We start from the raw sequence: 25,871 nt of genomic DNA, 5'->3' as shown, positions 1-25,871 counted from the left end.
AGCGGCGGAGCCGCTGACGGGTGAGGAAAAAACCCCCTGTGCTGACTATGAAGTCCACCGCAAGGCCGTTTTACGGCCTGTGCGGCGAATCATCGCCGCACTTGTTGAAAAGAAGCGGATGCTTCTTTTCAACTGCGGTGACTATACGCCCGGACAGCGGCAGACAAGCAAAAACGAAGGCCCCCGGCAGGTTATACTGCCGGGGGCCTTTTTCCGATTCCGGGAACAAAGCGCCGATCTGCCGAAAGGCAGACCGGCGCTTGTCTGACGGGCTTTTGACGGATGCCGCGCCCCCTCTCCGGCGCGGGCCGTCCTCTTTCCCGGGCCTCTTCCTCAGACCCGATGCTCCAAAATCCCGGCCAGTGCCTCCAAAGCCTCTTCCGCGTCGCCGCCCTCTGCCGACAGCTCCGCTTCCACGCCGCTCCGCATGCCCAGAGACAGGAAGCCCAGCAGGCTCTTGGCGTTGACACTGTTGCCGTTCCGGGTGACCAGGATGTAGCTGGTAAACTCATTGGCCGTCTTGATAAACATGGTGGCGGCCTGGTTGACCTGGTCCTCTGGAATCTGTACTTCAACTGTTCGTTTCATCGACCCACTCCGTTCCGCGAAAATTGATAGGGACAAGTATACCACATTTCCAGCCAGTTTCCAGCTTTTATTAAAGAAGTGAGAGGCCCGAACTGCATTTTTGTGAGCTCTGTACGGGAAACTCCTTTGCCTCCCCTTTGAAATTGTAAGAAAGTCTTAAGATTTTTGTCCGGTCGTTCGTAAGAATTTTCTGCTATTCTGGAAACAGCTTCCGGAGGCTGAAGAAAACGGAGCGGGTATCCCGTAATATCTCTGAGCGCCCGCCCCATCATAAAAAGGAGACGAACAAGTATGAACAAACCGATCCGCGCGGCCCTGCTGGCCCTCTGCCTGCTTTTAAGCGGTTGCGCCGCCCCGGCGGAGCCGGAGAGCAACCCGGCCCTGAAAAACGCCCTGGGCCTGACCCAGGAACAGCGGCTGGAGGACTACGACTACTTTGTGAACACCCTGAAGGACAGCTATCTCTGCCTGGGCCTGCGGGACCGGGAGAACCCGGACGACCCGGCGGAAGACATCTTCCGGGAGTACCGGGAGCTCATTGAGGAGAGCGACAGCGACCAGGCCTTCTACTCCGCCGTTTACAGCTCCCTCTACCGCCTGGGGTCCTACGGACACCTCTGGATCATCGAACCGGGGGACTATTATGAGATGCTGGACTGGTGCCGGACAGAGGACACCACAGGCCGGGAGCGGTGGAAGGAGCTGACCGAGGCCTCAGAGGACCAGTACGCCAGGCTGAAGGCCTATCTGGACGCCCTGGGAGATGAGGGCGTCGGCTCCTGGAGCGGCGGAGAGACGGGGGAAAACCTCCACACCCTCCTGCTGCCGGAGGAGGGCATCGCCTATCTGAAGGTGGACGACTTTCTCGCGGATTACGACCCGGACTATCAAAAGGAGGCCCAGGCCATCCGGGACTTCTACAACGCCGCCGGAGACTGCACGGACCTCATCATCGACCTGACGGACAACAGCGGCGGAAACGAGGGCTACTGGCAGAACCTTCTCACGGCCCCCCTGACAGACGTCCCCCTGTCCTGCACCAACTACGCCCTGCTTGCGGACAGCGAAAACAACCGGCCCTACATCGACAACGTCTTCGCCCCCTCGGACCTCCATCCCATCTCGGAGCTGCCGGACCTGCCGAAGCTGGAGCGGGACGGGCTGGAGGCCGCCACCCACTTTGTGGAGAGCACCCTGCACGTGGAACCGGCGGCGGAGCGGGCGGCCTTCCATGGCCGGGTGTGGCTGCTGGTGGGCCCCATGGTGTACTCCGCCAGCGAGTCCTTTTCCGTTTTCTGCCAGGCCACGGGCTTTGCCACTCTGGTGGGACAGAAGACCAGCGGCGACGGCATCGGGGCCCTGGACCCGGTGATGATGCGCCTGCCCAACAGCGGCATCCTGATTCAATACACCATGATGTACGGCCTGAATCCCGACGGCTCCAGCAGCGAGGAGGCGGGCACCACGCCGGACGTCCTCTCTCCCGCCGGGGAACCGGCGCTGATTACCGCCCTTCGGACCATCCGGAAGAACAACCGGACCGCCTGAGCCAAACAAAAGGACCTGCCCCTACGGGCAGGTCCTTTTTTGACTCATTGCCATTGCCGGCGGACAGAGACCTCAGTCCTCGTCGTCCTCATCCGCCTCGTCCTCGTCAGTCTCGTCGTCTTCTTCGTCCAGGCTGTCCAGGTCGAATTCCAGATGCTCGCCGCAGTTGGGGCAGATCACCATGCCGTCCTCCAGAACGGACTCGTCAAAATAGATGATCTCTTCACAGGTGGGGCAGGTGGTGGCGTAGCAGTCCTCGCCGTCCTCCAGATCGTCCAGCTCATATTCGCTGTCCTCGTCATCCTCTTCCCCATAAATCAGGTCCTCTACGTCCTCCAGATCGTCGCTGACGGCGTCCAGGCCGTCATAGAGCTCATCCTGATTCTCCTTCAGATCCGACAGCTCCAGCGCCATGTCCTCCAGCACGTCGATGATGACGCTCAGCAGCTTCCGTTCCTTTTTGCTGTCCAGCTTCATGCCCTCGGCCAGGCCCTTCAGATAGGCAACCTTCTCAGTGATTTCCATTGTCAAAAACCTCCTTTTTGATTAGACTCGTACAGGTGATGAAAAGGGATGGTTTTGCTCCCCCTGGGAAAGGGGAATCTAAAGGGGGGATGAACTCCCCCCCTTCCGCGCGAACGCTTACTCCTTGCAGCGGCCCAGGTATTCGCCCGTCCGGGTGTCCACCTGGATTTTCTCCCCCTCGTCAATGAACAGGGGCACCTGGATCACAGCGCCGGTCTCCAGGGTGGCCTTTTTGGTAACATTGGTGGCGGTGTCGCCCTTGACGCCGGGCTCGGTCTCGGTGACCACCAGGTCCATGAAGTTGGGCACTTCCACGGTGAAGACGCTGCCCTTGTAGCTCACCAGCTTGCAGACGGTGTTCTCCTTCACGAACTTGAAGCCGTCTCCCAGAACGTCCCGGTTCAGGGGGGACATGTCAAAGGTCTCCGGGTCCATGAAATAGTACAGGTCGCCGTCGTTGTAGCTGTATTCGGCGTCCTTACGCTCCACGCTGCCCTGCTCAAACTTGGCGGTGGGGTTGAAGGATTCCTCACGGATGGCTCCGGTGATGACGTTTTTGTACTTGGTGCGGACAAAGGCCGCGCCCTTGCCGGGCTTGACGTGCTGGAAGTCCACCACCAGCATGGGCTTGCCCTCCATCTCGAAAATCATACCCTTCCGGAACTCGCCGGCGGAAATTGTAGGCATAGTTGTATCCTCCTCACAAATCTTGTACGAGAAAACGGCCCGCAAGGAGGGCATGTTCTCTCTTTCATGGTTTCCCATTTCATAGCCGTAGCTATTTTATCCCATCCCGGCGGCAATTGCAAGTATTTTTCCGCAATTGTTCCCTTTTCCCTTCAAATATTTCATTCCTCCGGCCCGTCCCGCGGGGTCTGTTCCTCCTCCAGGCTCTCCAGGGCGGCCCGGACGGCGGCGACGACAAAGGCTGAGAAGGTACAGTCCCGCCCGCGAATGGCCTCTTCAATCTGGTCAATCATATCATTGGGAAACCGAACGCTTTTATTGGTGGTCGGCGGAATATTTGGAATTTTGAATGGCATTTGTTCTCACCCCGCAAGACGATTTGCATGACATGTTCCGCAGCCGGCCGTCCCCGGGCCGGAAACGCTCACGCCTCCGGCCCGTCCCGCCGGGTCTCCTCCTCCTCCAGACTCTCCAGAGCAACCCGGACGGCCTCTACCACAAACGCAGTGAATGTACACTGTTTTCCCTGAATCGCTTTTTCAATTTTCTCGATGATATCGTTGGGGAACCGAATACTTTTGCTTGTTGTCGGAGGAATTTTTGGAATTTTGAACTTTGACATACAGCACCTCGTAGCATGTTCATTATATGACAATTGTAGTGCCATATATGTTTTTCATCTGAGCTACATTTGGATTGCATTTGAGGTCCAACTATGCTATAATGTCGTTGAGGTGAAAAATATGGAAAATCTGCCAAAATGTTACACAGTCCTTTTCAACACGCTGACCGAGGTGATTGAGGCCATCGACCGCATGGACTTCGGCACCGCCAGGGCTCTGCTCATCCGGGGCCAGCAGGAGGCCGAGGAGGCCTATGCCTCGGAGGAAGAGGAAGAAACCTCCCAATAGAAGCGGGTCCTTCTGCCGGGAGTGTCCTTTTCGGAGACTTTATGCAGGTGCCTGTTCCGTCTGCCGAAAGCATGGAGAGCCCGGAAGAACGGGAGGGGACAGAGCCCCTCCCCTACATGGCATCCCCGCTATAAAATGCGCAGATGGCCCCCCCTTCTGCCCGGCGTCTTGCAATCCTCTATCCGCTCTGCTATACTGTGCTCAGCCATCCCCCATATCATTCCGCAAAGAGAGGTTTTTTCCTATGGTACAAGTTCCCCTTCGAGCCCTCATGGCCATCATCCCCGCGTTTATCCTCGGCGTCCTCGTGATGCTGGGCGGCAACGTCCTGCTGGGGGTCTATACCGACAATGTGGCCTATCCGGCCTATATGGAGACCCTGGACCTGTCGGAGGGCAGCATCGGCAGCACTCCCACACCGGACACGCCCCTGGCGGAGTCCGTGGCCGACATGGAGTCCATGGACACCTTTTACATCATCGGCTCCGTGGCCTGGGACCGCCCCCTTCCCATCAACGGCAAGGTGTATTATGAGGTGGAAATCAATTCCCAGGAGAACGGCGTCGGAACTTATACCACCTTCCTGGCCCGCATCAACCAGGACGCCTCGGAGCGCCTGGAGAACGGCGGCCGCCGCCTTCCCATCGGCCGGTGGGTCCCCCTGGAGGGCCCGGACCCCGACGGTGTGCTGGACCGCAGCTACAGTCTGGACATCAAGGATCACTACGCCGACATGCTGGGGGATTTCGGCCTGGTGATGACAGAGGGAGAATTCCACGCCCGGCATCCCGGCTTTGACATCCTGCAATCTGTCTCCATCATCACCATGTTAGTGCTCTGGCTGGTCTTTTCCATCGTCTTCAAGAAAAAGGGCTGGTTTTGAATACAGAACGTCCCGCCGGTGGAATCCACCGGCGGGACGTTTTTATGCATTCAGTTCCGCTGCCTCCGGCGGCAGAGGGCCTTGAAGGGCCTTTGCAGGGCATGGAGCACCTTCTGCCAGGGGGTGACGGCCCCGCCCAGAGGCTCCACCATCAGGGCCAGCACCCCGGCCCGGTTGGCCGCCAGCATGTCCGTCAGCAGCTTGTCCCCCAGCATGGCGGTATGGGTCCGGTCCGTCCCCGCCCGGGCCATGGCGGCCTTCAGGCCCCGGGTGGAGGGCTTTCCCGCGTGGCCCTGGTAGAGGATGCCCAGACCGGCGCAGAACTCCATGACCCGGGACCCGGAACGGTTGTTGGACACGATCATCACCTGGATGCCCGCCGCCTTCATCTCCCCGAGCCACGCCCGCAGCGCCCTGTCGGGCTTCCGGACGGATTTGGGCGCCAGGGTGAAATCCAGGTCGCTGAGCAGCAGCGTCACCCCGGCGCGCCGCAGAAACGCCGGGGTCACGGCAGCGTAGCTTTCAAATAAACGGTCTGGAACCAGAGAAAAGGACATAAGAGCCCTCCTTCGCGCATAGAAATTCCATCAGGAATGAGATGGCCGGAAGCAGATCCCGGAACCGGGCCGCCGGGGGCGGCGGCCCCTTCCTGCCGGGAATTTTATATCTGCTATACAGTATACATTGTTTGAAGTCTGTCCGCAAGGGGGAGAACGACATGCAGATTTATCTGTCCGTGACGCCGGATGCGGCAAGGGAAGCCGGGAGCTTCTGCCGGACGCTGGCCCATGTGGCCTACCGCATCGGGCCGGGGTCCACGCTGCTGCGGGGCGGCCTGCTGCTGGAAACCCGGGGCGGCCTGCTGTCCGTCAGCGACCGGGAGGCCCCTTTCATCGACGATCCGGAGGCTCTGGCGGAAGCGGCGCTGCGGGAGTGCGGCCGGCGGAACTACGGCGGCGTGCTGCTGGACTTTGAGGAGGCCCCCCGGCGGGACCGGCAGGCCTTTGCGGAGCAGCTGGCGGCGGCGCTGGGGGCCTCCCGCCGGACGCTGTACCTGCCGGAGCGCTGGGCCGTCCCCGGCGGGGTGTCCCTGATCTGCACGGCCATCTCCGGGGGCAATTTTGTCCAGCGGCTGGAGGAAGCCGCCGCCGGAGCCGGAGGCGCGGGACGGCTGGCTCTGGACGTTCAGCGGCTGTGCATGGACTTCCGCCTCCCCGCCCCCAGCGGCGAGGGAGAGCCCCTGAGCCCCGACGTCTTTCGCCGCCTGATGGAGCGGGAGAACCCGGCGGTCTTCTTCTCTCAGGACCTCTGCGCCCGCTACTTCACCTACACCCGGCAAGGAGAGTCCCATTTTGTCCTCTTCGACGACGCCGGCACCCTACGCCAAAAGCTCCGTCAGGGAGCGGGGATGGGCTTCTCCGCCGCCTTTTTCATGTGGCCGGAGGTCCGGGACATCGCGCCTCAGCTCTTTGGCCGGAACGGGCCCGGCGGCGGGCCGCCCCAGCGCTGAGGGCCATATCCATAAATACATAAAAAAGCCTCTTCCGGGAGAACCTAGCGGAAAATCCACGTCAAGAGGTGTGCATATGAGCAACAAGCGTGTGGGCCGGCGGACCGTGGCCCTGTCCGCCCCGCCCTCGGTGATCTCCTTTGCCAACATCGGCGGCAAAATGGAGGGGGAGGGCCCCCTGCGGGACTACTTCGACGAGCTGAACGAGGATTCCTTCTTCGGTGAGAAGACATGGGAAAAGGCGGAGTCCGCCATGCAGAAAAAGGCGCTTCAGCGGGCGCTGGACCAGGCCCGTCTGAAGCCGGGGGACCTGGACTATGTGCTGGCAGGAGACCTGCTGAATCAATGCATCGGCTCCTCCTTCGGCCTGCGGGAATTCGGGGTGCCCTTCTACGGGCTCTACGGGGCCTGCTCCACCATGGGGGAATCCCTGTCCCTGGCGGCCATGCTGATTGACGGCGGCTTCGCTGGGAAGGCCGCCGCCATGACCTCCTCCCATTTCTGCACCGCCGAACGGCAGTACCGGATGCCGGTGCCCTACGGCAACCAGCGGACCCCCACCGCCCAGTGGACCGCCACCGCCGCCGGATGCACCATCCTGGCGGCGGAGGGCCCCGGGCCCTATATCACCCACATCACCTGCGGAAAAATTGTGGACAAGGGCATTGCCGACGCCAACAACATGGGAGCCGCCATGGCCCCGGCGGCCTACGACTGCCTCTCCGCCTTCTTCCAGGACACCGGAACCAAACCCCAGGACTATGACCTGGTGGTAACCGGCGACCTGGGGGAGCTGGGCCACAGCATCGTCCGGGACTTCTTTTCCAGGGACGGCATCGACATGGGCAACAACTTCCAGGACTGCGGCCTCCTCCTCTACGACCGGGAGAGCCAGGACATGCACGCCGGAGGCTCCGGCTGCGGCTGCTCCGCCTCGGTGCTCAACGGTTATCTCCTCTCGGGGATGCGGGACGGAAAGTGGTCGAAGATTCTCTTTGCCCCCACCGGGGCCCTGCTGTCCCCCACCTCCAGTTTTCAGGGGGAGTCCATCCCCTCCATCTGCCACGCGGTCTGCCTGTCCATGAAAAAGTGAGCCCAGCCCTCCGCTCCGTCCGGAGCGTTCCCCGAACGTTATGAAAAACCCGCCCTGCCGGTCTGAAATTGCCGGCAGGGCGGGTTCTTTTCCCCGTGACGCCGCGGGGGTTTTTCGGACCTTCCTCACAGATTCCCCTGCCGGACGGCGAAGGGGACGCGGAATGCGCCGCCGCCTTTGGCGCTTTCGCCCAGGGCCGCCAGACGCCTTTCCCGTTGTTTCTGTCAAAAACGTCTCTTGACTATAGTATGATATCGGACTAGAATGTCATCATCAGGTCCGATTTCATACGATGGGAGTGCTGAGCGTTTATGGATACCTATGAGCTGTTCTGGGCGTACATGCGTCTGGACCATGAGATTGACGAATTTTACCACGAGCTGGCCCTGGGGCAGGGCCTGTCGGACAGCGCCTTTGCGGTGCTCTGGAGCATTCTGGAGCTGGGGGAGGGCTGTACCCAGCGGGATATCTGCCGCCAGTTTTTCCTGAGCAAGCAGACGGTGCATTCCTCCGTGCGGAAGCTGGAGCGGGAGGGCGTTCTCTCCCTGCTCCCCGGCGAGGGCCGGGAGGTGCGGGTCTGCCTGACGGACCGGGGCAGGGACCTGGCCCGGGAAAAGGTTCTTCCCGTCATGGAAGCGGAACGGGACGCCTCCGCGTCCATCAGCCCGGAGGAATGGCGGACCATGATGCGCCTGGGAGAACGGTGGCTTGCCGGCTTCCGGGCGGCGGCTGCGGAACGCCTGCGCAAAGAAAACTGAGAGGACACGGCAGAATGATATGGCTATTCATCTTTCGGAACACTTCGGATACGGGAAGCTGATCCGCTTCACCGTTCCCACCATCATTATGATGATTTTCACGTCCATCTACGGTGTGGTGGACGGGGTTTTCGTCTCCAACTTCGCGGGCAAGACCGCTTTCGCGGCGGTCAATCTCATCATGCCCGCCCTGATGATCTTCGCCGCCGCGGGCTTCATGCTGGGCACCGGCGGCAGCGCCGTGGTGGCCCGGACCATGGGGGAGGGAGACCTGCCCAGGGCCCGGCGGTACTTTTCCCTGATTATTTACACCGGAATCGCCGCAGGCCTGATTCTGACGGTTCTGGGCTTTTTCATCATGGAGCCCCTCTGCGCCGCCCTGGGGGCGGAGGGTGAAATGCTGCGCCTCTGCGTGCTCTACGGGCGGATCCTGACCCTGGCTCTGGTGCCCTTTATTTTGCAGAACATGTTCCAGAGCTTTCTGGTGGCGGCGGAGCGGCCCAAGCTGGGTCTGGGCCTCACCGTGGCGGCGGGGCTCACCAACATGCTGGGGGACTACCTGCTGGTGGGCGTTCTCCGCCAGGGCGTCGCAGGGGCGGCGGCGGCCACGGTGGCCAGCTCTCTGGTGGGCGGCGTGGTGCCCCTGATTTACTTTCTGCTGCCCAACAAAACGCCCCTGCGGCTGACGGCGGCACGGCCGGAGGGGCCGGTTCTGAAGCAGACCCTTGTCAATGGCTCCTCCGAGATGATGAGCAACCTTTCCATGTCCCTGATGAGCATTCTGTATAACTTCCAGCTCATGCGCCTCATCGGGGAGGACGGCGTAGCGGCCTATGGCGTCATCATGTATGTGGATTTCGTCTTTACGGCGGTCTTCCTGGGCTACTCCATCGGCGCGGGCCCCATCATCAGCTTTCATTACGGCGCAGGCAATCAGGGGGAGCTGCGGAGCCTTCTGGGAAAGAGCCTGCGGCTGACGGCGGTCTCCGGCGTCCTGACAACAGCCCTGGCCGTGGGGACCGCCGCGCCCCTGTCCCATATCTTCGTGGGCTATGACGGCGAGCTGCTGGCCCTCACCGCCCACGGGTTCCAGCTGTTTGCCCTGTCCTTTTTCGGCAAGGCCTTCAACATCTTCGGCTCCGCCTTCTTCACCGCCCTGAGCAACGGCGCTGTTTCCGCCGCCATCTCCTTCCTCCGGACCCTGCTGTTCCAGGTGACGGCGGTCCTCGTTCTCCCCCTCCTTCTGGAGCTGGACGGCATCTGGCTCTCTGCGGCGGCGGCGGAGCTGCTGGCCCTGTTTGTCACGGCAGTCTTTCTCTTCGCCCTGAGAACCCGGTACGGATACGGCGGTCCTCCGCTCAAGGACCGGTCCTCCCCTGACGCTCCCGGTGTCTCCTGACGGCCTCGGCAACGCCCTGGGCGGAGATGGAGGGGGCCGTCATGCCGCTATTGTATCCTGAAACCGCCGGGATTGCAAGAACGGCCCCAGCGGAAACAGACAGTGCCTGCCGTCCGGGACAGCAGGCACTTTTTCGCGTCATCTCGTCTATGGGCCTCAGATGTCCCGCCGGCCCTCCATGGCCCGCACGAGGGTGGCGTCGTCGGCAAACTCCAGGTGCCCACCCACGGGGATGCCGTAGGCCAGGCGGGTGGTGCGGACCTCGAAGGGCTTCAGCAGCCGGGCGATATACATGGCGGTGGCCTCTCCCTCGGTGTCCGGGTTGGTGGCCATGATGACCTCCTCCACGCCCCCCTGGGCAACCCGCTCCAGCAGAGGCTTGATGGACAGGTCATCGGGGCCGATGTGGTTCATGGGGGAGATGACCCCGTGGAGCACGTGGTAGAGTCCGTTGTACTCCCGGCTCCGCTCAATGGCCGCAACGTCCCTGGGGTCCGCCACCACGCAGATGGTCCCCCCGTCCCGCCTGGCGGAGGCGCAGATGGGACAGAGTCCGCCGCTGGTGAAGTTCTGGCACTGGGGGCAGCAGGTAATGCTCCGCTTGGCGTCCACAATGGCGTCGGCAAACGCCTGGGCCTCCTGCTCCGGCAGGCCCAGCACGTAAAAGGCCAGCCGCTGGGCGGATTTGCCGCCGATGCCCGGCAGCTTTGCAAACTGCTCCACCAGCTTTTCCAGCGGAGCGGGAAAATATTCCATAGGGGACTCCTGTTCTCTCCTTCTCCGGAGGAGGATTTTTTGCTTTTTGCTCTTTTGCGCCCTGACGGGGGCCGCTGCTGCGGGAGGGCCGCTGCCGCGGGGGCCCAAAGGGGCCAGCCCCTTTGGAATCCCCGTCAGGGGGGACACCCCCCTGAATCCCCCCGATAACGGGGAATTTTTATGGCAAGGCTCCACCCCGGCGCAAATCAACGGAGTGTTTGCGGCGGGGAAAGCCGTCGGAGGGTTCTGCGTCTATCGCCCTCTCATGGTTCTTCCGGCAAAGGCTCCCGGCCCGCCAGCTGGTCCAGGGTGACGCCAAAATAATCAGCTAAAGAAATCAAAACAGGAAGCGTAGGGTCTCGCAGATTCTTTTCATAGCGCTGATAGGTCATAGCAGAAATCTCCAAGGCTCTTGCCACCGTCTCACGCGATACGTTTTTCTTTTTTCGAAGGGCAAATAAATTTTGGGCTAGAGCTTCCATAACGTCCTCCAAGGACTTAACAGGCCACTAATCCATTTGTTCCGGCAAAGGCTCCCGCCCTGCCAGCTGGTCCAGAGTCACGCCGAAGTAATCGGCAAGCTCACAAAACTTGCTTACATTCGGTTCCCGTTCTCCGCTTTCATAGCGGCGGTAGGACATGGAAGATATGCTGCAATGAACTGCCACGACTTCCTGACTTTCGTGAAGGCGCTTCCGGCAGATTTTTAAGTTCTCAGAAAAAGCGCTCACAAGTCAACCCTCTTGTTCCGGCAAAGGGTCCCGGCCCGCCAGCTGGTCCAGAGTCACGCCGTAAAAATCCGCCAGGGCCAGGAAAAGAGGAAGCGACGGTTCCCGCTCGTCATTCTCATACCGCTGGTAGCTTCGTTCTGAAATCTGGACTGCCTCAGCCACTGCCAGCCGCGATAGTTTCCGGGCCCTTCGCAAAGCCTGCAAATTTTTTGCAACAATCTCCATTTTGATACCTCAAGACTCTTGACAGACCGTTTGGTCCGGATTATAATGAAACAAGACCAAACGGCCTGATTTCGAGAGGAGTTGATATGATGCAGAATCTCATTGACTGCCTATATTTCTATTCCGAAGACCACTGCGTCCTCCAGCGTCTGGAGACCCCGGAGTACCGGCGGGCCGTTTGCGGCCTGGAGCGGGACTGGCAGGGGTTCCGGACCCTGCTGACGGAAGACCAGCGCCAACAGCTGGACAGTCTGCTCTCCCGGCAGTTCACGGTAAAGCACCTGGAGAGTCAGGCGGTCTTTCGCTCCGGCCTCTCCATCGGCCTGGAGCTGGCCCGGCTCTGAGGGATTATCCCCGCAGGGCGGCGATGCGGGCGGGGATGTCCTCCGCCTTGTACACGGCGCTGCCGGCCACCAGCACGTTGGCCCCGGCGGCGATGCAGGTCTTGCAGGTCTCCGGGTCCACGCCGCCGTCCACCTCCAGCTCACAGCCGGGGTTCTTTTCGTCGATCAGCTTCCGCAGCTCCGTCACCTTTTCCATCTGCTCCGCCATGAACTTCTGGCCGCCAAAGCCCGGTTCCACCGTCATTACCAGAATCAGCTCCACCTTTTCCAAAAACGGCAGAGCGGCCCCGGCGGGAGTGGCGGGCTTGAGCACAATGCCAGCCCGTTTTCCTTTGGCGTGGATTTTGTCAATGGCGGCGTGGATGTTCTCCTCGGTGTCCGCTTCCACATGGACCGTCACCAGGTCCGCCCCGGCGTCGCAGAACTGCTCCACATAGCGGACAGGCTCCACAATCATCAGGTGAACGTCCAGAGGCAGGGAGGTGGTGGGACGGATGGACTTCACCACCGGAATGCCGATGGAGATGTTGGGGACAAAGACACCGTCCATCACGTCCACATGGACGTAATCGGCAGAGGCGATTTTCTGAATATCCCGCTCCAGATTGGCGAAGTCGGCGGAGAGGATGGATGGCGCAATTTTAATCATGACAGACGCCCTCTTTCTGTTGATTTTACTGAATGTTCGGAGTTTGGCCCCGGAGCCGCTCCCGGAAGCCCGGTGACCCCGGACAGCGCCCCGGCATAGGATGAACCAAGCGGCCAGGTCGCCCCCGCCGGAAGCCCCGCACTCCCCGCAGCGTCCGTCCACGGGTCCGGTGCCGCCGCTTTTGAGATAGCGGGGACCGGCGCGCCGGTCCCCGCCCCGGCTTTTTCAGCGGCTGGGTTATCCGGTTGTCTGGTCATCCGCGTTCCGCGAACCCGCAGGACCTTTCGCAGGACCTTTCCGGCGGGCTCTTTTCTTGAACAGTGTACCAGAGTCCCAGCCCAAAAGCAACCGGTTTTTTACTCGGGGACGTGTCCGCTCACGCATTTTATCAGGAGGATAAAATACAGGGAGCGCTGTCCCTTTTTCGGAAGCGCCAAATTCCCGGAAGACGGGCCGGAGGACCGGGGCCAGGGGACAAGCCTCCGCCGGTCCGGTGAAAAAGAGTGCCGCTGTTGCAAATACATCCATAAAATTCCGCCGGGGTGGTATACTATAGAACTGCATAAGCTGAAAAAGCCGGGAAGGGAGGCTGTCCAATGTCTTATGATGTATTGGTCGTCGGCGGCGGGCCGGCGGGACTGTCGGCGGCGCTGAATGTGCGGGCCCGGGGCAAACGGGTCCTGGTGATTTCCAACCCTCTGGAGGAAAACCCCCTCTGGCGGGCGGAGCGGGTGGACAACTGTCTGGGGCTCCCCGGGCTCTCCGGGGCGGAGCTGCTGCGGATTCTCCGCCGCCACGGGGAAGAGGCCGGAGCGGAGTTCCGGGAGGGCCGGGCCCTCAGCGCCCTGCGCTCCGGAGAAGAGTGGTATGTCAGCGTCGGGCCGGAGATGGAGCGGGCCGGGGCGGTGGTGCTGGCCTCCGGGGCCCTGCGGGGCGCCGGGAAAAAGTTCCCCGGAGAGGAGGCCCTTCTGGGCCGGGGCGTCAGCTACTGTGCCACCTGCGACGGAATGCTCTACCGGGGCCGCCGGGTGGCGGTGCTGGGGTTCAGCGCCTCCGCCCAAAAGGAGGCGGAATTCCTTCGGGGCATCGGCTGTGAGGTCCTCTGGTTCGACCATCCCAGGGACTGTGTGATTTCCGGCAGGGACCGGGTGGAGTCCGTGACCTGCGGCGGAGTGACGGAGGAAGTGGCGGGCGTGTTCCTCCTGCGGCCCTCCGCGGCCCCCGGGGATCTGTTCCCGGGTCTGGCCCTGGACAGGGGCTTTGTGGCGGTGGACCGGCATATGAGCACCAATCTCCCCGGCCTCTTTGCCGCCGGGGACTGCACCGGCGGACCCCTGCAGATTTCCAAGGCCATCGGGGAGGGCCAGGTGGCGGGACAGTCGGCGGCGGCCTTTGTCCCAGTATAACGGCAGGCTGTGCCGGCAGAACTTATAACAAGTAAAAAACGCCGGAAAACAACGAAAAGGAGCGATTGCAATGGCATTGCAGCATTTGAAAACCGAAGGATTCGACGCCGCCGCGGAGGCGGCCCCCCTGGCCATGGTGGATTTCTGGGCCGTCTGGTGCGGCCCCTGCCAGATGCTGGGCCCGGTGATGGAGGACCTGGCGGGGCGCTATGAGGGGAAGGCCCTGGTCGCCAAGGTCAACGTGGACGAGGAACCGGAGCTGGCCCAGCGCTTCGGCATCATGAACATCCCCACGGTGGTCTTTCTGAAAAACGGCCGTGAGTTTGACCGGAAGACCGGCGCATATCCGGCGGAGGTCTACGCCGGGGTGCTGGACGGGGCCCTGTAAGCCCGGGACGGGCAAAAAGAGGAGGCGGACCGCCTCCTCTTTTGAGCTGCCGCAGGCTCTGCCGGAAAACCGGGGTTTCTCCGGCCAACGAATGAAAGGGGGGAGCCCTTTGAAAAAGAGAACGAAATTTCTGGCTACCGCCGCATTGCTGCTGGCCGGCTTTTACTGTGTCTGTCTGTGCAGGTGCGAGCTTCTGACCGCCGTTCACGGCCGCGAGTTTGAGGGTCTGGATCTGAACACCGGCCTGCTGGAGCGGTCGGACTCCCTGAAGGTTCTGGACTACTCCGGCACGGAGGCGTCCATATACTATGTAGGCCCGGGCCGGAGCTATGGGAACGTGCTCCGTTTTTCCAGGGACACCCGGGCGGACCCATGGAACCTGGACGGCTGGGACACGGTCTGGTCCAAAAGCGGCAGCGCCGATGGGCTGGTCTGGCCGTATTTCCGCTGATGGGGCTTGAACCGGAGAAACGAACGAAAGGCGGCCCGCTGGGCTACCTCTGAGCTTGTCGAAAAGGAGCAAAACTGATTCGACGGGAAGGAAGAGCGTTACGAGAGGAACCCGGGAAGGGTTCCTTTCGTTTTCAATCAAAAGTTTCCAGAACTTCCCACGGGTTCTGAAAACTTGCTCAGGCTGTCAAAAAATTCTTTTTTGACAGCCTGAGGCGGCCTGCCGGGCCGCCTCCTCTTTTATTCCGCTATTCCGCCAGAAGCCAGAAGACTGTCCAAAATCCCCTGGGAAAACCGCTCCAGCCGCTCCCCCACCCCCGGCAGGCGGAGGGCTGCCCCGGCGTCGTTGGCGGTCTCCAGCAGGCAGGCCTTCGGCGGCAACCAGAAGCCCTTGTTCAGGCACAGGGCCGACACCGCCTGACTGGCCACGATGTCCCCGCCGGAGTAGCCGGAGACCACGATGGCGAAAACCGCTTTGTCCTCCAGAGAGACGGTCCGGTAGAGGGCCGTCAGCCGGTTCACGGCGGCGGTGAGGTTGGCGGAGAGGGCATCGTTGTAGTTGGGACAGAGGAGCACCACGGCGTCCGCCTCCCGGATGGCGGGATAGACCTCCTGGACCATGACGCCGCCGTAGAAGCAGCCCCCCTGCTCGCCGTAGTGGAGGCAGGTGGTGTAGGGACAGCCGCCGCAGTCCTCCAGCGTCCCGTTCCGCAATCCGATCTCCCGGATCTCGCAGGCCCCCCCCAGCCGCTCCCGGCACCGGCTCCACAGGTCCAGGGTATTGCTGGTCCGGCGGCTGGAGGCGTGGAGCACCAGCAGCCGGGGCCGCGTCCGCCGGGGCGGCGTGAAGTTCAGCACCCGGTCCGCCAGATCCCGGACCGCCAGACGGTAGGCCCCCATGAGGTCGCAGCCGGCGTTTTTCGCCTGGACCGTGAAATTCCGGAGACTGCCGGTGGCCTCCGTCAGGGGACGGCCCGGAAAGGCGCAGCCCGCCAGATTGGCCGCCAGCACCAGTTCCCGGCCCGCCGCCTTGGTGTACAGGTCCCCGGCCCCGTCGATGACTATGCCGCCCACGCTGCCCCGGAGACAGCCGGGATGGGTGCGGAGCCAGGCCAGCAGGCCGCACAGGCCGCAGTTCACGCCTCCCTCCGGCAGGGAGAAGGCGAAGAGAATCCGCCGGTTTTGAAGGGACCCCTCCGCCCGCTCATAGGAGAGCTTCCGCCCCTCCAGAGCGGCGGACAGCACCTCCCCCAGCCGGCCCTCCAGGCGGCCCGGTCTTCCGGCGTGGATGATGGTCAGCTCCGGCTCCATAGCGCCTCCTTTCCGCCCCTCAGCCGGGGACATAGTAGGTATAGCAGGCCACGGCATCGCTCAGGGCCTTGCAAAGGGTCAGCACCGGCAGCAGATACAGCCCCAGGGCCAGGGCATAGTTCCACCACCGCCGCCGCGACCGGGCCAGGTACGCCCAGGAGAGCGCCACCGCCAGCACGGCAAAGAGCTGGATGAACACGGTGGTGTTCTCATAGAGCCGGACGGGTGCGTCCGCCGCCGGAAGTCCCGTCAGCAGGGCGCACAGCGCCGCCAGGGCCAGCAGCAGGTATTGAGACCAATTCCGATGATTCATCCGTCCTCATTCCTCCATAGCATGCAGGGCCGCCTCCGTCTCCCGGAGGCGGTCAAACAGGGCGTCGGGCAGCTCCAGGGTCTCGATGTCCAGACCGAACCGGGTAAACCGGTTCCTGCAGCCGAACCAGACGCCTCCCAGAGACACGGAGGAGCAATGCCACTCCCCCCGGAGGGCCAGCAGCAGCTGCATGGCCCCGGAGGACACGGCGGGGGCCACATAGGGCTTGAAGCCCAGGTCCCGGACGCGGAGATTGGCCTCCAGGGTCAGCCTTGTCAGCTCCCGGGACAGGGCATCGTCATAGCGCTCCACGGAGTTGGCGATCACCAGCCCCGCCCCGTGGGGGCCGAAGCTCCGGCCCTCGGTGAGGAATGAGGCAAAGCGGGGGGTCTGTCCGGCGAACCAGGCCGCCCGGGCGTTCATCACCCCCAGGCCGAAGCCCTGTATCTGCTCCGGCAGAAGGCCCTGAAGGTCCAGATACTCCGTTTCCGCATCCACATTGGAGGCCCACCACGCCGCCTGGCACAGCTGGTCCACCGGGTCGCTGAGGACCATGAAGAGCCCCCGGAAGCCTGCCGTCCTGGCCTGCCGGGCGAAGGACTCCACCAGGGGCCTGTTGGCCTCCAGCTGGGCCATGCGCACGTCCTTCACCCCGCTGCCCACCGGCGGGACGGCCCTGGCGGCGGCGAATATGAACACGTCGCAGTCAAACAGCCGCCCCGGTTCCACCGCCTCCACCTCCGGCAGGGCGTCATAGTCCCAGGGCCATGCAATCTGTCCCATCTCCGTGACCCACCGGGCCACGGTGTTTTCATTCAGGTCGCAGATGCCGACAGTGGAAATCACATCGCCCCCCAGCAGCTTCAGCGCAGTGAGCAGAACGCCCCCCACGTCCCCCACGGCCAGCAGGTGGACCCGCTTTTTCCCCGGCCTGGAGGCGGTGAATTCCAGGGCCCGCCGCCACCGGGGGTGGCCCAGGTTCACCGCCGTGAGCCGCCCCGCCTCCAGAGGAGCCCGGACCTCCGGGGGAAGCTCCGCCGGGGGCCCCATCCGCCGGGAGTCCAGCCAGACCGTGCCGGTCTGTTCCGCCGTCAGCTGCCGGGAGTCCGTCACCCGCCAGGCCGCGAAATTCCAGACGGGCTCCCGCCGGACCAGAAACAGCTCCGGCGTCCCCCCCGTTCCGGGAGGCAGAGGCAGGTCCTCCAGGCCGGACACAGCCTCTTTTCCATCTATGGCATAGTGATACAGGCTTTGCTTCATGGCAACCTCCGTGTACTATTCAGGAATTAGAAATTAGGAGTTAGGAATTAGGAATGACTGAAATAACGCGGCAATTCCTAATTCCTCATTCCTAATTATTTCAAAAGTTCCTTCATCCGCTCCAGCTGCCGCAGGTCCCCGTCCAGACACACGGAGGCGGAGAGGCTGGGGTCGTAGCGCAGGGCCCGGCCCTTGTCCGGGCTCAGGGGGAGAATCACCGCCTCACTGAGGCGGGGCAGGGTCAGGTTCCGGGCGTAGCGCTCCCGGTAGGACCGTTCCAGAGCCAGGAGGATATCCCGGCTGTTCCGGATGCAGGTCCGGGAGAACTCATAAACCGCCTCCCGTCCGCTCTCCCGGTAGAACCGGGGGAAGGCATAGGGCAGAATCAGGTTCACCGCCGGCACCAGGCCCGGCACCGAGGGGGCCGCGCCGCCCACGGCGTCGCCGCCGATGAAGGGATACATGGTGGACTCCACGAACCAGGCCCGCATATCCGGCACGAAGTATACGCTGTCCACCTGCCGGTCCCGGGCGGACATCAAATCCCGGCCCCGGCCCGAGAGAAGGCCCACCACATAGCGGTCAATCTCCAGACCCTCCTGCCGGAACAGGGGGTCCAGCACGCCCACCCGGTTGCCGGAATGGAGCAGGTCGTCCACCAGCATCACCGGACGGCGGAAGGAACGGATGGTGCGGATCTGACTCTCCAGCGGGGCATAGCCGGGGAAGGCGGCGATGGTGAAGCTGTGGAGATCCGGGGCAAAGACCTTGTCGGTGTGGATGGTCTTGGTGACGGTGTTGGGCACGGCGTTGCCCCGGAGAATCTTGCCGAAGGGCACGCACATCTTCGGGCCCAGAACCCTGGGGGTTTGGGGCTCGGCGGGGACGCCGTTTTCCTCCGTCAGCTTCCGGACCAGCCGGTGGTAAATGACCTCGGCGTTGAGGGACAGCACCAGCTTTCCGGGGTACAGGCCGCAGACAGCGGCCTGAAACCGGAAATGGGCCTGCTGGATGGCGGAGAGGACCTGCCGGTCCGAGGAAAAGGGCTCCTTCAGCGTGGTGGCGATGTTCTGCACCAGCACCGCCGGAGAGCGCATGTCCACCAGCAGCAGGGGCCGGGGGCTGCCCAGGTCCTCCGGGGCCCAGAGGAAGCCCTGGCGGCCCAGCATCTCCAGCGTATCCGGCGGAGCCGCCCCCCACCAGACGGCATAGCCGCAGTCCTCCGCCGCCGCCTGGGACAGGGCCTCGGTCAAGAGCAGCTGGCGGACGTCGTAGTTCCCGCCGGGGGTGCGGACGGCGTACAGCCCCGTCAGCAGCTGGATGCGGCCCGCCGTGCGGGTGCGGACGTAGTTTGCTAGCTCCTCGCTGCCGAAGGCGTCATAGAGCCCGGCGAAGTTGATGACCCGGGAGGTCAGCAGGCCCAGCACCCGGGGCCGGGGTCCGGCGGCCCGGAGGACAAACAGGCTGTCCCTGGGGTCCGGCGGAGGCAGGGCCCCCAGCGCGCCGGAGAGCTCCGCCCACAGCGCCGGGTCCGTCCCCTCCCTGTGGGAGAAGTCCAGCAGGCTGGCCCGGACCAGCTGCTTGTACTGCGGTTCCCGGAGATAGAGGCTGTCCCGGTAAATGAGGTCCTGAACCGTGGGGTCCACCAGGTTGGAGATGTCCCGGCCCAGGTCGATGTTCTCCCGGATGCGGGTAGAGCTGATATCCTCCAGATGGGTGGGCAGCTGGAGCTGAATCACCTTGCCGGAGATACAGGAGAGGTCCGTCTCAATCTCCCGGCCCTCGGCGTCGCTGGAGCGGCGGAAGACGATGTGGTTCAGGGAGTGGACGGAGTCCTCCCGGGGCGGGGCCCTGTAGGACGAGGCGTTTGCCACCACGTCGGACCCCACCGCAAGATACAGCTCCCGCCCGGCGAAGACCTGCCGGAGGGCCCTCAGATCGTCGGGGGTGGCCAGGTTCACGGGGATGTCGTGGGGGAAGAGGTAGACGTCGAACTCGTCCGCCACGGACATGCTGACAATCTGCCGCCGGATCAGGGAGGGCTGGGCCTTCTTGGACCAGGAGAATTCGTCCACAGCCAGGTATACCTCCATCCCCAGGTCCCGAATGGCGGTGACAATGCCCTTGTGGGAGAGGGAAAAGGGGTCGAAGGTGCCGGGGAAGAAGGCCGCCCGGGACCGCTCCTCGAAGATGAAGGGCCCGCTTTCGATGCGGTGGCTGACGGCGAAGCGGTAGATATGGGAGAGGGCGGCGGCGGTATAGAAGAAAGTCAGCTCCTGTTCCGGCTGCTCGTAAATCAGGAAGAGCAGCTTTTTGGCCAGCAGGGTGAACAGGCTGGTCTTATCGTCGTAGCTCAGCGTCCCGGAGGCAAACAGCCCTTCTCCCAGCACCCGCAGGGCCTCCTGCCGCACCGGCTCCATGCAGGAGGCCAGGCCCTTGAGCAGCAGCCCCGCCATTTTCTTCCGCCGCCGGGTCAGGGCCCCTTCGTCCTCTCCGAAGCGGCGGCCATAGACGGCGTAGTGCTCCAGCATGGCCCCCACGGTGGACAGGGCGGCGGCGGCCACGCTGGCGGAGGAGGACGAGAGCAGGCGGAGCATTTCACTGACGACCTCGTCCAGCTCCCTGGGGGGCAGCCACAGGGCGAACTGGCCCAGGTACTGGGGAATATACTGGGACAGCTCCGCCTGTCCGGTCTCCAGAGCCTCGGACAGCTCCACCGCCACCTCGTTCCGCCGGTCCGGCGTCAGCAGGGGGGCAATCTCCAGCAGGGCCGACCCGGCCATCCGGCGGACCACGATGTTCTCGCTGACCTTCAGCAGGTTGGAGAAGTGCGTGGCGATGTGGAGGGTGCTGGTGGCATCCCCCTCCCTGGCCAGGTCCAGCAGGTAATCCACGCCCACGGCCTTCAGCACCCAGGGGGTGGCGGTTTTCAGGTTGTCCAGGAACACGCCGCTGTCGGCCTCCGTCTGCTCCGGAGCCGGGGTCTTCAGCCCCAGGGCCCGGCCCAGGCGGGACTGGAGATAGCGCAGGGGCGTGCTGGAACGGCAGTCCGCCGCCGCGGCCGCCGCCCGGATGGGCCCCCGCTCCGCCTGGGACAGCACCGGCAGCAGCCGCCGGGCCAGGCGCATGGCCGCCGCCTGCTGAGGGGCCTCGCCGTTTTCCAGCCAGCAGGCGGCAAAGTCCGCCAGGCGCAGCCGGTCCCGCCGGTCCAGCCGGTCCATGGGCAGGTTCAGCGCCGTATTCATCAGGGCAAAGGCCCCGTCGGCGTCCACGGACCTGGGGGACTGGTAGTGGCGGAACAGCAGCTCGGAGAAGCGGAGGAAATCCTCCCGGTCGCAGCTCCCCAGCAGGGCGTCCGCCACGGTCTTGGCCTGATAACGGATCATGCTGATCTGGCGGGGGGTCAGCCGGTGGTCCGGGTGAATCAGCTTTTCCAGGTACTCCGCCCAGAGCTCAAAGGGCCGGTCCTCCTGGGAGCTGGGCTCCACCCCCCGGGGCAGCTCCTTTTTGTAGCCGGAGAGGAATTTTGCCAGAATCCGCCCCATAAGGGCGGCGGCCTGGCGGCGGATGTCGCCGTCGGGCAGCAGCAGCAGTTCATAGAGGAATTCCAGGGTCTGTTCCTTCTGCTCCACGCTGAGATAGGTGAAATACTCCCTGAAAATGGAGACATAGGCCCGGATGCGGGCCGGGTCCTTCTCCCCCCGGGCGGCCTCCAGGGTTCCCACGAACAGCCGCTCCCGGCTCAGCCGGTGCATCAGGCGGATGTTGTGGTCCACGGCGGTGCGCCGCAGACCCAGCACCACGTCGTCCTCGTTCATCAGGGCGATGGTCTTCCGGGGCAGAGCGGGGCCCCCCTCCGTCTCCAGGGTGGTGTCCACCCCGTAGTTCACCAGGTATTCCTCAAAGTCCCGGAGCTTGGAATAGACATAGGAATAGCGGCGGCGCTTGGCGCCGTCCACGTTGTCCAGCTTGCTCAGAATCACGTCGAAGGCGTCCCGGAGGGAAAAGAGCCGGGCGATTTCATGCCCCTGCCCGTCCCGCTCCTGCTTCACCCGGAAATCGGCGTACACCAGAGCCAGGGACTCGGAGGACAGATTCTCAATCTCCAGGTCCCACACCGAGTGGTTGGCGGCCACCCGGCCCAGGGCCGTCAGGCCCCGCCAGGTAAACCACTGGTCGGTGTAGTAATAGTGGAGGTAGGGCACCCGCTCACCGGGCCGGCACCCGAATTTGCCGATGTCGTGGCCCGCCGCTGCCCCGGAGATCAGCCCCAGGTCGATGAGTCCGCCGTTCCGGCGGAAGGTCCGGGAGACCATCATGGACACATGGTGGACCCCGGCGATATGCTCACAGGTGCGGAAGGGGGTCACCTCCCGGCCCAGGCGCAGCAGCTCATAGATGTATTCCTCCCGCCAGCGGCGGAGGAACTGGCGGTACTCTGCCGCCACAGCGCTGCCCTTCAGTTCCTCCTCGGTGCAGAAATCGAAGTCCAGCCAGAAATCAAAGGGCAGGGCCTCCCGCTCCGCGTCGAAGAGGGTCCGGAGAAACTGGAGGAAGCACAGGGCCCCGTCCCGCTGTCTGGAGCTGAAGGTCCGGTCCTCCTGGGGGTAGAGGAGGGACGCTGCCGTCCGGTAAGCGCAGAGGGCCCACCCCCCTTCCGGTTCGGGGGCGATGCGGTCCAGAAAGGGGCGGAACACCGCCAGGACCCTGCCGCAGTCCAGCCGGGCGGCAATGGGCAGCAGAGGGGCCAGCAGGCCGGCCCAGTCCGCTCCGTCAAAGAGGGCGGCGGCGTCCGCCTGGGGACAGTGGAGCTTGCGCAGGAATGCCTCGTCCTGAAAGGCCCCGCTCATCGCCGTGCAGAGGCTGTCGTATTGTTCCATGGGGTTCCTCCGTTCCGCCCGGTAGGCCGGTGATTTTGGGCTTTGCTCTCAGTATACCGCAGTTCGGGTCCCGGGGGAAGAGGGAAACGGAAAAAACGGGCCGTGTTCCTCCAGAGGTTTTTTTGCGGGGCCGCCGGTTCGGGCGTGCCCGATCGCGCATTTTATCAGAAGAAGACTCAGGGACGGGCCTGTGCCCGTCTGTTCTCCCAATTGTGCCGGGCTCCGGAGGACGGGGCAGCGCCTCTGCATAAAACGCGGGACTCTTGCTTTTCCGCCTCGCCTGTTCTATAATAGAGAAAACGATTCACAACAGGGGCAGCTATGAGCGTCTATTTTTACGGCTGTGTGACGCTGGACGGATATCTTGCCGCCAGGGACCACACGCTGGACTGGCTCTACCAGACCGGCGCCGCGGCGGAAACCGGCTATGAGGATTTTTACAGCCGCATGGACGTCACCCTTATGGGGCGGCGGACCTTTCGGGAGCTGGAGAAGCTGGAGGACCCGGCGTCAGCCTACCCCACAACGGAAAACTACGTCTTCACCCACAGGCCTCTGGAGCAGCGGGGCTTTCTCGCCGTCTGCCAGTCTCCGGAGTCGCTGGTGGAGGCCCTGGGCCCGGAGAAAAACATCTGGGTCGTCGGCGGAAATACCATCCTGGCCCCGCTGCTGGAACGGGACCTGGTGGACCAGCTCATCATTCAGATTGCCCCGGTGCTGCTGGGGGACGGCATCCCGCTGTTCACCCAGAAAGAGGCCCTCCGCCGCTTCCGGCTGGAGTCGATCCGGAAATGGGGGCCCTTCGCGGAGCTGATCTGCGGCAGGCCATAGCACGCCTTTCCTGCCGCCGGGGCCGGGAAGAAGCGCGGTCCTGCATCCGGTCCGTCTCCATGTACGTCCCCCCGGACGGAAGGCCCTGCCGGTTCAGACGCTTCCGGCTTTTCTGACTGCGCCGGAGAAACGCCGGACTGTGCGATTTCCTGTGAAAACCGCCGCGGTCCCGGGAGACGGTCCTGCTCCCGCGGCCCCGTCCTTTGGTAAAATGCAGAGCGGGACCCTGCCCCCGCTAAAATTGTGTTGACAACCGGGCTTATATATGCTATGATACTTAGCGTGCTCAAGGCACGGATCACCTTCCCTGTGGAGAGATGTCCGAGTGGTTGAAGGAACCGGTCTTGAAAACCGGCGGTGCGCAAGTGCCCGTGGGTTCGAATCCCACTCTCTCCGCCAACTCTTTTGCTAACCTTTTCCCGCCGCCAAGTGAATTATGGACACGCAGAAGTACCCAAGTGGCCGAAGGGGCTCCCCTGCTAAGGGAGTAGGCTGGATAAAACCGGCGCGAGGGTTCAAATCCCTCCTTCTGCGCCAAGCCGGAGCAAGCGTCATATCGCTTGCTCCGGCTTTTTTCAAATGTCAGAGCGCGCTCATTCCGCCGCTTCTCCTCTCCAAACTGCAGCCGCCTTGCTGGGTTGCAGTTTGGTTTTTGGGTACAACCATTCTGAAAAATTTGATTTTACCCGCTTATTCCAGATCAGAAATTCCCCTCGCAGATCACTTTGTGGGGTTCGCAGGGAACTGTTCGATTTGAGGAGCTGATGCAGGGACCGGGCTCTGTCCCACCCCGTCTTCCAGGAGCTTGATCCCTTCCAAAAAACGGGACGGAGCAAAACCCGCCCCTGTTTCTCTTGCTGCCGGATTTACAACACAGAACGGGCAGGAATCCCCGGGCCCCTCGCCTGAACCGCCCCCTTTCACCGTTCCCGCCGTGGACGCCTTTCGTCCCCGGCGGCTTTTTTGCTTTCTCCTCCCCGAAGGCGCGCCCGGAATCCCCGGCTCTCCTTCTCCATGATACGGCATCCCGCGGGACGTCTCGTTTACAGGACGTCCCGCGGGATGTTTTCATGGCTTATCTGCTTCTGCGTTTTTCAGACGCCGGGACCAGGGCCGCCAGGCCCAGCAGCGATGCTGCGGCCAGAGCCAGCCAGAGTCCCGCGCTGCTGTCATCCCCGGTTTCGGGAACCATGTTCCAAAGCGGAACTTCCTCGTCGGGAACGTAAACCCACTCTTCCTTCTCGGGATCCCATACCTTCACATAGGTCTTGGGTACGCCGTCCTCCCAAATGGTGATTTCAGGCGGGCTGTTGGGGTCGTTGGGGTCGGGCAGCTCCGTGGGATACTCCGGTTCTGTCGGGGGCTCCTGGGGCGTCTCCGGCGGAGTCTCAGGGGGCGTCTCCGGCGGGGGATTCTCCGGCGGCGGGGTTACCGGCGGGGGAGTCGGGTCCTTCGGAGGCGTGCCGCCGCCTCCGCCCGGCGGGGGAGTCGGTTTATCCGGAGGCGTGTCTCCGCCCGGGGTGTCCTCATTGCGGAAATAGCGCAGGATGATGATTTCATTTCCTTCCTTGGTCGAGGATGCCCATTCCATGTTCGAACGGCGGCTGTATCCGCCCTCTCCGTCGGAAACGCCATAGACCACATCATAGTAATCATATCTGTAGGTCTTGTCGTCTCCAACCGGCTGCCAGTTCTGTTTCCAGTCGTTTTCCGTACCCTTGTAGACGCTGCCCAGCGGGGCGGAAATCGTCTCGATGTTCCGTGCGCCCTCAAAGGTATACGTATGTCCCTCGTCGCTGCTGAGGGTGCCGGAGAAAATTTCGCCTTCCCGCGTCTGAATGGCAGACGGCTCCGCCTCCCACTCCGGAATCTCCCCGATTCCATCGGTCTCCTGAGACGGATCGTTCTCCGCAGGCTCATTGGTCCCCGGCTCCTGAGACGGGTCATTCTCCGCAGGCTCGTTGGTCCCCGGCTCCTGAGACGGGTCATTCTCCGCAGGCTCGTTGGTCCCCGGCTCCTGAGACGGATCGTTCTCCGCAGGCTCATTGGTCCCCGGTTCCTGAGACGGGTCATTCTCCGCAGGCTCATTGGCCTCCGGCTCCTGAGCCGGGTCGTTCTCCCCAGGCTCGCCGATTCCTTGACGCAGGATATCCTCCGCAGCGCCTGTCTCCGCCTTCACCTTCGGGAGCTCATTGGAATTCTCCTCCTGAACGGGAGCGGTGTCCCCGGGTTCTTCGGTCCCCTCGTCCTGGACGGGAGGCGTATCCTCGGCTCCGCCGGTTCCCTCGTCCTGAGCAGGAAGCGTATCCTCGGCTCCGCCGGTTCCCTCATCCTGGACGGGAGGCGTATCCTCGGCTCCGCCGGTTTCCCCGTCCTGAGCGGGAGGCGTATTCCCGGCTCCGCCGGTTCCCTCGTCCTGAGCGGG

The 25,871-nt window shown here is 63.2% G+C and carries 28 protein-coding genes and 2 tRNA genes; 14 read left to right on the top strand and 16 right to left on the bottom strand.

What is annotated here, in order from left to right:
- Positions 1-333: 333 nt before the first annotated feature.
- Positions 334-588: an HPr family phosphocarrier protein gene (locus Q0063_RS05465; protein WP_297870968.1), complete on the bottom strand. Its 255-nt coding sequence runs from the start codon at positions 586-588 to the stop codon at positions 334-336.
- Between the two features lie 291 nt (positions 589-879).
- Here Q0063_RS05465 and Q0063_RS05460 point away from each other — a divergent pair, with 291 nt between their 5' ends.
- Complete coding sequence (locus Q0063_RS05460; RefSeq protein ID WP_297870967.1) at positions 880-2,136, top strand: S41 family peptidase; 1,257 nt, start codon at positions 880-882, stop codon at positions 2,134-2,136.
- A gap of 72 nt (positions 2,137-2,208) precedes the next feature.
- On the opposite strand, the gene Q0063_RS05455 is transcribed toward Q0063_RS05460, so the two are convergent.
- The 4 genes from Q0063_RS05455 to Q0063_RS05440 form a co-directional block, all read right to left on the bottom strand.
- Entirely contained in the window at positions 2,209-2,661 is a 453-nt protein-coding gene (locus Q0063_RS05455; RefSeq protein WP_297870966.1) for a CD1247 N-terminal domain-containing protein, read from the bottom strand.
- 117 nt (positions 2,662-2,778) lie between these two features.
- A complete protein-coding gene (gene efp, locus Q0063_RS05450) occupies positions 2,779-3,348 on the bottom strand; it encodes an elongation factor P (RefSeq protein ID WP_297870965.1) in 570 nt (189 codons plus the stop codon).
- A 161-nt stretch (positions 3,349-3,509) separates the two neighbouring features.
- The gene (locus Q0063_RS05445; protein WP_297870964.1) at positions 3,510-3,704 is read right to left on the bottom strand and encodes a YlcI/YnfO family protein; all 195 of its coding nucleotides are present in this window, start codon (positions 3,702-3,704) and stop codon (positions 3,510-3,512) included.
- Positions 3,705-3,772: 68 nt separating this feature from the next.
- Positions 3,773-3,970, bottom strand: coding sequence for a YlcI/YnfO family protein (locus Q0063_RS05440; protein WP_297870963.1), 198 nt, complete (start codon positions 3,968-3,970; stop codon positions 3,773-3,775).
- Positions 3,971-4,091: 121 nt separating this feature from the next.
- Between Q0063_RS05440 and Q0063_RS05435 the strand changes: the two genes are divergently transcribed.
- Together Q0063_RS05435 and Q0063_RS05430 are read left to right on the top strand one after the other, a co-directional pair.
- A complete protein-coding gene (locus Q0063_RS05435) occupies positions 4,092-4,259 on the top strand; it encodes a hypothetical protein (protein WP_297870962.1) in 168 nt (55 codons plus the stop codon).
- Positions 4,260-4,503: 244 nt separating this feature from the next.
- Entirely contained in the window at positions 4,504-5,142 is a 639-nt protein-coding gene (locus tag Q0063_RS05430; RefSeq protein WP_297870961.1) for a hypothetical protein, read from the top strand.
- Between the two features lie 50 nt (positions 5,143-5,192).
- On the opposite strand, the gene Q0063_RS05425 is transcribed toward Q0063_RS05430, so the two are convergent.
- Positions 5,193-5,699: a YqeG family HAD IIIA-type phosphatase gene (locus tag Q0063_RS05425; protein WP_297870960.1), complete on the bottom strand. Its 507-nt coding sequence runs from the start codon at positions 5,697-5,699 to the stop codon at positions 5,193-5,195.
- 161 nt (positions 5,700-5,860) lie between these two features.
- Here Q0063_RS05425 and Q0063_RS05420 point away from each other — a divergent pair, with 161 nt between their 5' ends.
- The 4 genes from Q0063_RS05420 (at position 5,861) to Q0063_RS05405 (ending at position 9,902) form a co-directional block, all read left to right on the top strand.
- Positions 5,861-6,652: a hypothetical protein gene (locus tag Q0063_RS05420; RefSeq protein ID WP_297870959.1), complete on the top strand. Its 792-nt coding sequence runs from the start codon at positions 5,861-5,863 to the stop codon at positions 6,650-6,652.
- A gap of 76 nt (positions 6,653-6,728) precedes the next feature.
- Positions 6,729-7,745 carry a stage V sporulation protein AD gene (gene spoVAD / locus Q0063_RS05415; protein ID WP_297870958.1) on the top strand — a complete coding sequence of 339 codons (1,017 nt, stop codon included), beginning with the start codon at positions 6,729-6,731 and terminating at the stop codon, positions 7,743-7,745.
- A gap of 311 nt (positions 7,746-8,056) precedes the next feature.
- Positions 8,057-8,503 carry a MarR family winged helix-turn-helix transcriptional regulator gene (locus Q0063_RS05410; RefSeq protein ID WP_297870957.1) on the top strand — a complete coding sequence of 149 codons (447 nt, stop codon included), beginning with the start codon at positions 8,057-8,059 and terminating at the stop codon, positions 8,501-8,503.
- A 19-nt stretch (positions 8,504-8,522) separates the two neighbouring features.
- A complete protein-coding gene (locus Q0063_RS05405; protein WP_297870956.1) occupies positions 8,523-9,902 on the top strand; it encodes an MATE family efflux transporter in 1,380 nt (459 codons plus the stop codon).
- Positions 9,903-10,058: 156 nt separating this feature from the next.
- Here the strand turns inward: Q0063_RS05405 and recR are convergent, their stop codons facing one another.
- The 4 genes from recR to Q0063_RS05385 form a co-directional block, all read right to left on the bottom strand.
- Positions 10,059-10,658, bottom strand: coding sequence for a recombination mediator RecR (gene recR, locus Q0063_RS05400; RefSeq protein WP_297870955.1), 600 nt, complete (start codon positions 10,656-10,658; stop codon positions 10,059-10,061).
- Positions 10,659-10,921: 263 nt separating this feature from the next.
- Positions 10,922-11,140 carry a helix-turn-helix domain-containing protein gene (locus Q0063_RS05395; protein WP_297870954.1) on the bottom strand — a complete coding sequence of 73 codons (219 nt, stop codon included), beginning with the start codon at positions 11,138-11,140 and terminating at the stop codon, positions 10,922-10,924.
- A gap of 27 nt (positions 11,141-11,167) precedes the next feature.
- Entirely contained in the window at positions 11,168-11,389 is a 222-nt protein-coding gene (locus tag Q0063_RS05390; RefSeq protein ID WP_297870953.1) for a helix-turn-helix domain-containing protein, read from the bottom strand.
- A 3-nt stretch (positions 11,390-11,392) separates the two neighbouring features.
- Complete coding sequence (locus tag Q0063_RS05385; RefSeq protein ID WP_297870952.1) at positions 11,393-11,614, bottom strand: helix-turn-helix domain-containing protein; 222 nt, start codon at positions 11,612-11,614, stop codon at positions 11,393-11,395.
- Between the two features lie 86 nt (positions 11,615-11,700).
- On the opposite strand from Q0063_RS05385, the gene Q0063_RS05380 reads away from it, so the two are divergent.
- Positions 11,701-11,958, top strand: a complete 258-nt coding sequence (locus Q0063_RS05380) for a DUF6809 family protein (RefSeq protein WP_297870951.1) — start codon at positions 11,701-11,703, stop codon at positions 11,956-11,958.
- Positions 11,959-11,962: 4 nt separating this feature from the next.
- Here the strand turns inward: Q0063_RS05380 and rpe are convergent, their stop codons facing one another.
- Positions 11,963-12,607 (bottom strand): ribulose-phosphate 3-epimerase, encoded by a 645-nt coding sequence (gene rpe, locus Q0063_RS05375; protein ID WP_297870950.1) that lies wholly within the window; start codon positions 12,605-12,607, stop codon positions 11,963-11,965.
- Positions 12,608-13,203: 596 nt separating this feature from the next.
- On the opposite strand from rpe, the gene Q0063_RS05370 reads away from it, so the two are divergent.
- The 3 genes from Q0063_RS05370 (at position 13,204) to Q0063_RS05360 (ending at position 14,852) form a co-directional block, all read left to right on the top strand.
- On the top strand, positions 13,204-14,013 hold the full coding sequence (locus tag Q0063_RS05370) for an NAD(P)/FAD-dependent oxidoreductase (protein WP_297870949.1): 810 nt from the start codon (positions 13,204-13,206) through the stop codon (positions 14,011-14,013).
- Positions 14,014-14,083: 70 nt separating this feature from the next.
- Positions 14,084-14,401, top strand: a complete 318-nt coding sequence (gene trxA / locus Q0063_RS05365; RefSeq protein WP_297870948.1) for a thioredoxin — start codon at positions 14,084-14,086, stop codon at positions 14,399-14,401.
- A gap of 109 nt (positions 14,402-14,510) precedes the next feature.
- On the top strand, positions 14,511-14,852 hold the full coding sequence (locus tag Q0063_RS05360; protein WP_297870947.1) for a hypothetical protein: 342 nt from the start codon (positions 14,511-14,513) through the stop codon (positions 14,850-14,852).
- A gap of 239 nt (positions 14,853-15,091) precedes the next feature.
- On the opposite strand, the gene Q0063_RS05355 is transcribed toward Q0063_RS05360, so the two are convergent.
- The 4 genes from Q0063_RS05355 to Q0063_RS05340 all read right to left on the bottom strand — a co-directional run bounded on the left by Q0063_RS05355 (position 15,092) and on the right by Q0063_RS05340 (position 22,615).
- Positions 15,092-16,162, bottom strand: coding sequence for an NAD(P)H-dependent oxidoreductase (locus tag Q0063_RS05355; RefSeq protein ID WP_297870946.1), 1,071 nt, complete (start codon positions 16,160-16,162; stop codon positions 15,092-15,094).
- 19 nt (positions 16,163-16,181) lie between these two features.
- On the bottom strand, positions 16,182-16,475 hold the full coding sequence (locus tag Q0063_RS05350; RefSeq protein ID WP_297870945.1) for a hypothetical protein: 294 nt from the start codon (positions 16,473-16,475) through the stop codon (positions 16,182-16,184).
- Between the two features lie 6 nt (positions 16,476-16,481).
- Complete coding sequence (locus Q0063_RS05345) at positions 16,482-17,735, bottom strand: lactate dehydrogenase (RefSeq protein WP_297870944.1); 1,254 nt, start codon at positions 17,733-17,735, stop codon at positions 16,482-16,484.
- A 95-nt stretch (positions 17,736-17,830) separates the two neighbouring features.
- Positions 17,831-22,615, bottom strand: coding sequence for a nicotinate-nicotinamide nucleotide adenylyltransferase (locus Q0063_RS05340; RefSeq protein WP_297870943.1), 4,785 nt, complete (start codon positions 22,613-22,615; stop codon positions 17,831-17,833).
- Positions 22,616-22,936: 321 nt separating this feature from the next.
- On the opposite strand from Q0063_RS05340, the gene Q0063_RS05335 reads away from it, so the two are divergent.
- From Q0063_RS05335 to Q0063_RS05325, 3 genes are all read left to right on the top strand, one after another.
- The gene (locus Q0063_RS05335) at positions 22,937-23,446 is read left to right on the top strand and encodes a dihydrofolate reductase family protein (RefSeq protein ID WP_297870942.1); all 510 of its coding nucleotides are present in this window, start codon (positions 22,937-22,939) and stop codon (positions 23,444-23,446) included.
- A 311-nt stretch (positions 23,447-23,757) separates the two neighbouring features.
- A tRNA-Ser gene (locus Q0063_RS05330) sits at positions 23,758-23,845 on the top strand.
- A gap of 45 nt (positions 23,846-23,890) precedes the next feature.
- A tRNA-Ser gene (locus tag Q0063_RS05325) sits at positions 23,891-23,983 on the top strand.
- 538 nt (positions 23,984-24,521) lie between these two features.
- Here the strand turns inward: Q0063_RS05325 and Q0063_RS05320 are convergent.
- Positions 24,522-25,871 (bottom strand): hypothetical protein (locus tag Q0063_RS05320; RefSeq protein WP_367180337.1); only part of this gene is annotated, 1,350 nt, incomplete at its 5' end.

Origin of the sequence: uncultured Oscillibacter sp. (assembly GCF_947654275.1) — a bacterium.
GTDB lineage: Bacteria > Bacillota > Clostridia > Oscillospirales > Oscillospiraceae > Oscillibacter.
The sequence above is the reverse complement of the archived record's forward strand: the minus strand, read 5'-3'. Positions and strand labels throughout refer to the sequence as shown.